Source organism: Vogesella mureinivorans, assembly GCF_007644035.1.
In the GTDB taxonomy this organism is placed as follows: Bacteria; Pseudomonadota; Gammaproteobacteria; order Burkholderiales; family Chromobacteriaceae; genus Vogesella; species Vogesella mureinivorans.
Window position 1 is genome coordinate 1 of the sequence record NZ_VMTV02000459.1, and the last position, 370, is coordinate 370.

Sequence of the window (370 nt, forward strand, 5' to 3'; positions counted from 1 at the left end):
ATCCAGCTTTTCGTCACCCTGATCGAGTTCAAGCTGACGACGCTGGCCGGTTTTGTCCTCATCCCCTTCGGCCTGTTCGGCAAGACCGCCTTCATGGCCGAGAAGGTCCTGGGCAACGTGGTGTCGTCCGGCATCAAGGTTCTGGTGCTGGCGGTCATCATCGGCATCAGCTCGACCCTGTTCTCGCAATTCACGGCCGGTTTCGGCGGGGCGACCCCGACCATCGACGACGCTATGGCGATTGTGCTGGCGGCCTTGTCGCTGCTCGGCCTCGGCATCTTCGGCCCCGGCATCGCCAACGGCATCGTCTCGGGCGGCCCGCAGCTTGGCGCGGGCGCAGCCGTGGGCACCGGCCTTGCGGTCGGCGGCG

1 protein-coding gene is annotated in these 370 nt (G+C 66.5%); it reads left to right on the forward strand.

Annotated elements, in window-relative coordinates; genetic code table 11:
- Positions 1–370, forward strand: a 370-nt coding sequence (locus tag FLQ44_RS11520; protein ID WP_206208849.1) for a type IV secretion system protein, incomplete at both ends; no start/stop codon positions are given.